The organism is Chitinimonas sp. (assembly GCF_036568685.1).
Classification (GTDB): Bacteria; Pseudomonadota; Gammaproteobacteria; order Burkholderiales; family Chitinimonadaceae; genus Chitinimonas.
The window spans coordinates 20,263-27,825 of sequence record NZ_DATCSC010000157.1; the positions used below are offsets into that span (position 1 = coordinate 20,263).

The 7,563-nt window shown below is 64.2% G+C and carries 9 protein-coding genes; 4 read left to right on the forward strand and 5 right to left on the reverse strand.

From position 1 onward, the window contains the following. Nucleotides 1-82 precede the first annotated feature (82 nt). Nucleotides 83-1,624, reverse strand: a complete 1,542-nt coding sequence (locus VIM95_RS23020; protein ID WP_331990435.1) for an MFS transporter — start codon at nt 1,622-1,624, stop codon at nt 83-85. Between the two features lie 64 nt (nt 1,625-1,688). On the opposite strand from VIM95_RS23020, the gene VIM95_RS23025 reads away from it, so the two are divergent. Further along, on the forward strand, nt 1,689-2,585 hold the full coding sequence (locus VIM95_RS23025) for a LysR family transcriptional regulator (protein WP_331990437.1): 897 nt from the start codon (nt 1,689-1,691) through the stop codon (nt 2,583-2,585). Between the two features lie 27 nt (nt 2,586-2,612). Here VIM95_RS23025 and ubiA read toward each other — a convergent pair whose 3' ends face one another. The 3 genes from ubiA to VIM95_RS23040 form a co-directional block, all read right to left on the reverse strand. Further along, entirely contained in the window at nt 2,613-3,494 is an 882-nt protein-coding gene (ubiA, locus tag VIM95_RS23030) for a 4-hydroxybenzoate octaprenyltransferase (protein WP_331990439.1), read from the reverse strand. Then, complete coding sequence (locus VIM95_RS23035; protein WP_331990441.1) at nt 3,491-4,033, reverse strand: chorismate--pyruvate lyase family protein; 543 nt, start codon at nt 4,031-4,033, stop codon at nt 3,491-3,493. Before VIM95_RS23035 ends, ubiA begins: the two co-directional genes overlap by 4 nt. Nucleotides 4,034-4,133: 100 nt before the next feature. Continuing rightward, nucleotides 4,134-4,865: a substrate-binding periplasmic protein gene (locus VIM95_RS23040; protein ID WP_331990443.1), complete on the reverse strand. Its 732-nt coding sequence runs from the start codon at nt 4,863-4,865 to the stop codon at nt 4,134-4,136. A gap of 66 nt (nt 4,866-4,931) precedes the next feature. Here VIM95_RS23040 and VIM95_RS23045 point away from each other — a divergent pair, with 66 nt between their 5' ends. From VIM95_RS23045 to VIM95_RS23055, 3 genes are all read left to right on the forward strand, one after another. Beyond that, nucleotides 4,932-5,765: an AraC family transcriptional regulator gene (locus VIM95_RS23045; protein WP_331990445.1), complete on the forward strand. Its 834-nt coding sequence runs from the start codon at nt 4,932-4,934 to the stop codon at nt 5,763-5,765. A gap of 244 nt (nt 5,766-6,009) precedes the next feature. After that, the gene (locus VIM95_RS23050; protein WP_331990447.1) at nt 6,010-6,780 is read left to right on the forward strand and encodes an AzlC family ABC transporter permease; all 771 of its coding nucleotides are present in this window, start codon (nt 6,010-6,012) and stop codon (nt 6,778-6,780) included. Beyond that, on the forward strand, nt 6,767-7,093 hold the full coding sequence (locus VIM95_RS23055; RefSeq protein ID WP_331990449.1) for an AzlD domain-containing protein: 327 nt from the start codon (nt 6,767-6,769) through the stop codon (nt 7,091-7,093). Before VIM95_RS23050 ends, VIM95_RS23055 begins: the two co-directional genes overlap by 14 nt. A 9-nt stretch (nt 7,094-7,102) precedes the next feature. Here VIM95_RS23055 and VIM95_RS23060 read toward each other — a convergent pair. Continuing rightward, on the reverse strand, nt 7,103-7,563 hold a 461-nt coding region (locus VIM95_RS23060), incomplete at its 5' end, for an acyl-CoA thioesterase (RefSeq protein ID WP_331990451.1).

The following is a 7,563-nucleotide window of genomic DNA, read 5'->3' on the forward strand; positions in this document are numbered from 1 at the left end:
AAGCCCGCATGGGCCGGGCGCAGCGAGCCATTTCAGGGCATGAAGTGGCGGGAGTGATGACCGGTAGCGGCCCGCTGGGCCGCTACCGCAGCTTGCGCTGCCAGGCGGCAAAGAGGCCGGCGGCGATGGAGAGAGCGGCCAGTGCCAGGAAGAGGTGATTGCTGGCGATCAGGGTGGCCTGGCGGTCTATCTCGGTTGACCATTGCGCCAGCGTCTGAGGGGTGACGCCCTCGGGGTAGAGCCCCGCCAGGGTGATGCTGTCGAAGCGTGCGACCAGGTCGGTGCGAGCTTCGGCCCGGCCGTTCTGCAGCATCAGGCTGGCAAGGCCGGTACCCAAGGCAGTGGCGATCTCGCGCAGGATATTTTTGAGCTGGTAGGCGTGGGCGAAGTCCTCGTGGCCAAAGTCGAGGTAGGTCATGGTGGCGGTCTGCAGCATGATCAGGACTGAGGTCAGGCCTTGCAGCAGGATGCCCGGCAGCAACACCGTGGTCGAGGCGCCCGGCATGGCGGCTGAGGCCAGCATGCTTGAAGCGACGGCCAGCACGGCAAAGCCTGCCACGATCACCCGCCTCTTGCGGAACAAGCGGCCTGTATTGAGCATGTAGAGCACCAGCATGGCGACGGTGGCGATGCCGCCCAGGGTCATGAGCAGGCCGGTGGTGGAAAAATCGAAGCCCAGACCGCTTTGCAGAAAACCGGACAAGAGCAGGTTCCAGTAGCCGCTGATCAGGTAGAAGAGGCCGTAGAAGGTGAGCCCCACCAGATAGCGGCGGCTGCCCAGGCGGCGTACGTCCAGCCAGGGGTCCGGGTGGGTATGCATCCGGCTGGCGATAAAGAGCACCAGGCCGATGCCGACGAAGCTGCTGATCACCACGCTATGGATGGCGGAAGGTTGGAAGTAGCGGAAGTCCTGCACGATATGCAGGCACAAGAGCGTGCCCACGCCGACCGCCAGTACAGCGGGCCAATCGAGATGGCCGAAGCGGAGCTTGTCCTCGGCGATCTCGGCTGGCTTGCGTAAAGGAAAGGTCAGCCACACTAGCGGCCACACCAGGGCACCCAGGGCGGCCTGCAAGAGGAAGACCGCGCGCCAGTCAAAGAGCTCGACCAGCTCGGCCGACGCCCAGGGCGCCATGGCCAAAAGGCCGAAGCTACCCAGGCCAAAGCCCCAGAACAGGGTGCCGCGCTCCTGTGGCTTGCTGGTGAGCTGCATGACCACCCGCGCGGCAGTAAAGAGGCCACCACCACCTAGGCCCTGTACCGCCCGGCCCAGGGTGAGCACGCCTATGCCGTTGGCCGCGGCGCAGAGCAGGGCGCCCAGTACAAACACCACGATGCCCCAGAGCGTAAACGTGCGGTAGCTGATCCGCCCCGCCACCCGGCCGATGATGAGATTGGACATGACCGCGGTGACCGCGAAGATGGTCACCGCCCAGAGGTATTCCTCAGGGCTGGCATGCACACCGCCCTGTATGTGGTTGCCGGCCACGCCGATCATGGAGGAGGCGATGAAATCGAGGCCGACCACCATGCCCATGACCAGCCCGAAGGCGCGCACATGCAGCCGGCCCATCTCGGGGTGCAGGCTCAGTAGCGGGGCGGGCAGGGTGGCGGTGGTAGTCATGGCGCACAGGGTATATTGTGCGTAATGGTGGATAAATATCGGTTTATGGAATGATTGTTCGTCTATGAGAACAAACGATTGGAACGACTGGCACGCCTTTGTGCTGGTGGCGACCTTGGGCAGCTTTACCCGCGCGGCGGAGCGGCTGGACGCGCCCAAGTCCTCGATCAGCCAGGCTGTGGCCCGGCTGGAGCGGCGGTTGGGCGAACGGCTCTTGGAGCGTAGTACCCGCCGCCTGCGCCTGACTGGTCGCGGTGAGGCACTGCTGCGCGAGCTGGCCCCCTTGTTCGAGCGGCTGGAGGAGGTGGCCGAGGGTGAGGTGGCTCAGGGCGATGCACCGCGCGGCGTGTTGCGTATCGCCGCGCCCTATGAGTTTGGTGCGGTCCAGCTTGGTGAGGTGGTGAACCATATGCTGCAGCATTACCCGCAGCTACAGATCGAGGTGGAGGTGGTGGGGCGGCGGGTAGACCCGTTGGCGGAGGGCTATGACATTGCCTTTACGATCACGCCGGACTCGCTGCCGGATTCCAGCCAGATCGCCAAGACGGTCTATGCGGTAGAGCGGGGCCTCTATGGCGCACCCAGCCTGCTGGCACGGCTAGGCCAGCCGAGGACGGTGGCGGATTTGACAGGCTGGCCCTTGATCGCCGCACCCACCGAGGCGCAGTGGACGTTTATCGACCCCAAGGGCCAGCGGGAGGCGGTGGAGCTGCAACCGCGCCTGCGTACGCCCAATGCCGGCCTGCGGGTGCAGGCGGTATTGTCGGGTTTGGGGCTGAGCGTGATCTCGCACCGCTATTGCGAGGCTGAGGTAGCAGCGGGCCGCTTGGCCCGCGTGCTACCCGAGCAGCAACCGGAGAACCTGCGTATCTATGCGTTGATGCCGGCTCGTCGGCTGATGCCTGCCAAGACCCGCGTCTTTATGCAGGCCTTGGAGCAGTCGGTGCTGATGCGGGCCTGAAGACTGAGAGCGGTCGGCCGCGCGTCTTCAGAATTTCCAGTGCAGCCAATAGTCGAGGATCAGGCCGGCGAAGACCACGCCTCCGACCCAGTTGTTGTCATTGAAGGCCTGGAAGCAGCGATTGCGATCGCGACCGCGGATCTGCCGGTACTGCAGCGCCATCAGGATGGCGGCAAGCAAGAGCCCGGCATACCACAGCGGACCGCGTTTGAGTGACCAGCCTATGGCGGCCAAGCCGAGGACGAAGAGGGCGTGGCAGACCATGACTGCCTCGGCGTCAAAGCGGCCGAAGGTGATGGCCGAGGTCTTGATGCCGATCTTGAGGTCGTCCGGCTTGTCGGCCATGGCGTATTCGGTGTCATAGGCCAGCACCCAGAAGAGATTGGCCACCAGCAAGGCCCAGGCCATGGCCGGGACGCTGCCCTGGATGGCGGCGAAGGCCATGGGGATGCCGAAGCTGAAGGCGATGCCGAGGTAGGCCTGCGGGATGGGGAAGAAGCGCTTGGTGTAGGGATAGGTGCCGGCCAGGAACAGGGCCGGGACCGACATCAGCAGCGTGAGCCTGTTGAGCGGCAGGATCAAGAGGAAGGACAGCAGGGCGAGGCCACCGGCCAACAGCAGCGCTTCCTTCTTGCTGACTTCGCCGGTTGCCATGGGGCGCAGCTTGGTCCGCTCCACCTTGCCGTCGAAGTCCTGGTCGGCGTAGTCATTGATCACACAGCCGGCCGAACGCATCAGTACGGTGCCGAGGATGAAGATCCACAGGATCATGGGGTTGGGCCGGCCGTCGCTGGCGACCCAGATGCCCCACAGGGTAGGCCACAGGAGCAGCAGGATGCCGATGGGCTTGTGCAGGCGCATCAAGCGTTCGTAGAGGTCGAGCTTGGCTTTGATCGAGGTCCAGTTCATCGGGCTTGTTCCGTGACGGCGGGCAGGAAGACTTCGGTAACCAGTATGCGCGATGTGCCGAGCTCAAAGCGCGAACGACGCGCCCACAGCCGCGCGGGCAGCTTGCCGACCGCCTTTTCGGCCTTGCCGTGCAGCGGATGGCGGCGATCGACGCCACGGAAGGCCAGCCGGCTGCGCCGTATCTGCGGATTGGCAAACAGGGTGGCGCCCAAGGACTTGGTACCTTGCCGGCGCAAGCCCTGAAAGCCGTGCAATAGCGCCTGGCGTGGCATGACCGAGTGGGCGAAGACCAAGGGAGTGTCGCCACTCATAAGTACCACTTCACGTATGACCGCCAAGCTACGGCGTGGCAAGGCCAGTGCCCTGAGCTCATCGCGCCCAGGCTGGGCATAGCGCTGGCTCAGCAGGCGGACATGGAAGTCGGGGAAGTATGCCTTCAGGCGCTGGGTCAACGAGCCGGGATGGACCAGCCAACGGTGCAGGACTCGGGGGGCGCGACAGGCCGGGTGGCTCCAGCGGTGGCTGGCGATGTGCGGCATGGATCTGGTCGGGAGACAGCAAAGAAGCCGCGATTATGCCAGATGCCGGCTAACGTTCGCGTCAGTCGAAGCGAATGGTTGCTGCTTAGTTTAGGCCTTACTACCGCCAACGGGCCTCAATCTCTGCGTAGCGACCGCTTTGTTGGAGTTTGGCAAAGCCCTCGTCAAAGCGGGTAATCAGCTGCTCAATCTTGGGGTAGCGGGGCGCGAAGGAGAGGTAGATGTCCGGCTCTATCAAGGTGCCCACCGACTTGAAGCGGCCGCGCAGGTCCGGATGGCTGCGGGCCAGATGGCTGGCGATACGGTCGTAGACCAGGGCGTAGTCCACCCGCCCTGCCGCCAGCTTGCGCAAGGCATAGAGGTCGGAATTCCCCATGTCGCGCTGCAGGGTAGCGTCGCTGTCGAAAGCCTCGCCATAGTCGTAGCCATTGGTAACGGCCAGCCGTTTGCCGTGCAGTTCCCGCAGACTGACTGGCAGGTCAGGGTGGTTGATGGGCGCGTAGATATCGATACGGGCCTTGAAGAGCGGTTGGCGGTGCCAGCGGTACTGCTTTTCCAGCAGCGGGTTGCGCAGGGTATCGAAGCAGCCGGCGATCTGGCTCTCGCGGGCCAGTTTCATACAGCGGGCGTAGGGCAGGGGGACCAGTTCTACCTCAATACCCACTTGTTCAAAGGCGGCGCGGACCAACTCCACCGCCATACCGACCGGCTTGCCGTCGAGCTCGGCAGAGTAGGGGAACCAGTCGTTTTCCGCGCCTATGCGTACCCTCTCGGCCGCCCAGGCGGGCGATTGCAGCCAGACGGCGAGCAGAAGCGGCAGGATTCGTAGCATGATGCGATGATAGTGGCCTATCGTGCGCCTTTGCCACTTGCGCGAACTCAATGTTGTGAGACCTGCATGGCTGTGCCGGACCCCACCGCCGAATTTGTCGCCTTCCATCGTCCTGAAGCGTTCGATGGGCTGGAGCTGTTGACGGCGCACTACTACGACCACGAATTCTCACCCCATGTGCATGAGGGCTATTGCATCGCCCTGATCGAGCAGGGGGCCGAACGCTTTTATTACCGCGGCACCGAGCACCATGCACCGGCCGGTACCATTGCCCTGGTCAACCCCGATGAGGTCCATACCGGTAGCCGGGCGGACGAGGATGGCTGGAGCTACCGGGTGTTCTATGCCGACCCGGGCCTGGTGCAGACGGTGTGCCAGGCCATGGGCAGCTGGCAAGGCGGCACGCCTTATTTCCCCGAGGCCATTATCCGCGACCCGGAGCTGATCGTGCCGTTGCGGGGGCTGCACTATGCGCTGAGTCATGAGGTGAGTGCACTGGAACGTGAGTCACGTTGGTATGAAGTGATCAGCCAGCTCTTGCAGCGGCATGCCCAAGGCCACCGCACCGTGCGGCAGCCTGCGGCTGAGCGTGGCGCAGTGCGCCAGGTGCGGGACGTACTGCGCGAGCGCTTTGCCGATACGCCCTCGTTGAGCGAGCTCGCCAGCCAGGTCGGCCTCAGCCCCTGGCATTTGAATCGGGTATTCCGCGAGCAGATGGGCTTGCCACCGCATGCCTATGTGACCCAGGTGCGGCTGGCACGGGCCAAGACCCTGCTGCGCGGCCCCTTGCCCATGGCCGAGCTGGCGGCAGTGCTTGGCTTTGCCGACCAGGCCCACCTGGGACGACAGTTCAAGCGTGCCTTCGGTGTGACGCCCGGCCAATACCGCCAGGCCGCCTGAGCGCCGTTGATCAAAACCCTTCTGGCGTTGTTGTACGCGCTTGCCGTACCAATCGTACTGCCCGTTGCACGCCTGAGCGTGGTTGTCGGCGCTTTAGCGCGCTACCACCACGGCCTCCTCGCTGCGGGGAAGCCAGAACCGCTGCGCTGGGTTTTGTTAGCGGCGCCGGGCGTGGTGGGCGCCGCAAGATCGTTCAATACGGTTCGCCAGCAGCTGAGTAGAGTGGGTGCAGGAGGTAGTACGCATGACCCAACCCCACCCCAGCCGCCGGACCGAACTCTGGCACGGCGCGCGAGACTCCCTGCCCATGCTGGTGGGCGCTGCACCCTTTGGCGTGATCTTTGGCACGTTGGCGGCCCCGAGCGGCCTGTCGGTTTTCGGCGCGCTCGGCATGTCGCTGTTCGTATTTGCCGGTTCCTCGCAGTTTATTGCGCTGACCTTGCTGGCGAGCGGCGCAGGTCTGGCGGTGATCGTGCTCACCACCCTGGTGGTCAACCTGCGCCATGCGCTCTACTCGGCCACCCTGCTGCCCTATGTGGCCGGCCTGGGCCAGCGCTGGCGCATCCCACTCGCCTTCTGGCTGACTGACGAGACCTTTGCGGTGGTGCAGCACCGTTACGGGCAGGCGGATGATGCACCCCACAAGCACTGGTACCACCTGGGCTCCAGCCTGGCCATGTACTGCAACTGGCTGTTCTGGACCCTGGCAGGTGTGCTACTGGGCCGCTCGGTAGAGGGTTTGGACAAGCTGGGGTTGGAGTTCGCCATGGCGGCCACCTTCACCGGCATCGTGGTGCCCATGCTGCGCAACGTACCCATGGTGGCTGCTGCCCTGGCCGCTGCCACGGTGGCGCTCCTGGCGCGCAATCTCGATTACAAACTGGGCCTGATGCTGGCCGCGCTGGCGGGGGTGGTGGTGGGTGTTTGCCTGGAGTCGCGCAAGACGGTGGCGGATGGTGAAGGGGCGCCGCGCAAGGCGGCAGAAGACATGGGGAACCGGTATGAGCCGCTATGAGCTTGCTGTGATCGCCGGGATGACGGCCGTGACCTTTCTGATCCGCTATTCCTTCTTTGCCCTGGGCGACAAGGTGCGTTTTCCGCCCTTGGTCAAGCGCGCCCTGCACTATGTGCCAGTGGCGGTACTGACGGCTATTACCGTGCCCATGGTGCTGCTGCCCGATGGTCAGCACTGGCAGCTGGACTGGCGCAATGCCTGGCTGATGGGGGCGTTGACCAGCGGGCTGATTGCCTGGCGCTACAAGCAGCTGCTCGCCGCCATCGGCGGCGGGCTGGCGGTCTACTTCCTCTGGCGCTTCTTATTTCTCTGAAGCTGAGGTTCAAGCCTGCTTGAGCGGGATATCGGCGAAGTCTTCGGTACGGGCCAGGTCGACAAAGATGCTGTGCAGCTCCGGCGGTGGCAGGGTCAGCTTGCGCTGACGCAGGTCCAGCCAGGCGCCGTTGACTTCGTGCCGGGCAGCTAGGCGGCCGTCTTCCTTGTAGATCTCATGGCGGATGGCAAAGCGGCTGCTGTCGGCGGAGAGGGCGGCGATCTTGACCTCGATGGTCAGCCGCTCGCTCATCTTCACTTCCTTGAAGTACTCGGTCCACTCCTTGAAGATCACCGGGCCAAAGGCGCGCTGCTGGAATTGCTCGAAGGGAAAGCCATGCAGGCGCAGCCACTCGATACGGGCATGGGTGCAGAAGTCAGCATAGGCGCTGTGGCGCACATGCTGGTTGGCATCGCAATCAGCCCAACGGACCTCGACGGTGTGGCGGAAGACTTCCATGGCGTACTCCT

Coding starts and splice junctions, on each gene's coding strand:
- VIM95_RS23020 (WP_331990435.1), bottom strand. CDS start 1,624: ATGACTACCACCGCCACCCTGCCCGCCCCGCTACTGAGCCTGCACCCC.
- VIM95_RS23025 (WP_331990437.1), top strand. CDS start 1,689: ATGAGAACAAACGATTGGAACGACTGGCACGCCTTTGTGCTGGTGGCG.
- ubiA (WP_331990439.1), bottom strand. CDS start 3,494: ATGAACTGGACCTCGATCAAAGCCAAGCTCGACCTCTACGAACGCTTG.
- VIM95_RS23035 (WP_331990441.1), bottom strand. CDS start 4,033: ATGCCGCACATCGCCAGCCACCGCTGGAGCCACCCGGCCTGTCGCGCC.
- VIM95_RS23040 (WP_331990443.1), bottom strand. CDS start 4,865: ATGCTACGAATCCTGCCGCTTCTGCTCGCCGTCTGGCTGCAATCGCCC.
- VIM95_RS23045 (WP_331990445.1), top strand. CDS start 4,932: ATGGCTGTGCCGGACCCCACCGCCGAATTTGTCGCCTTCCATCGTCCT.
- VIM95_RS23050 (WP_331990447.1), top strand. CDS start 6,010: ATGACCCAACCCCACCCCAGCCGCCGGACCGAACTCTGGCACGGCGCG.
- VIM95_RS23055 (WP_331990449.1), top strand. CDS start 6,767: ATGAGCCGCTATGAGCTTGCTGTGATCGCCGGGATGACGGCCGTGACC.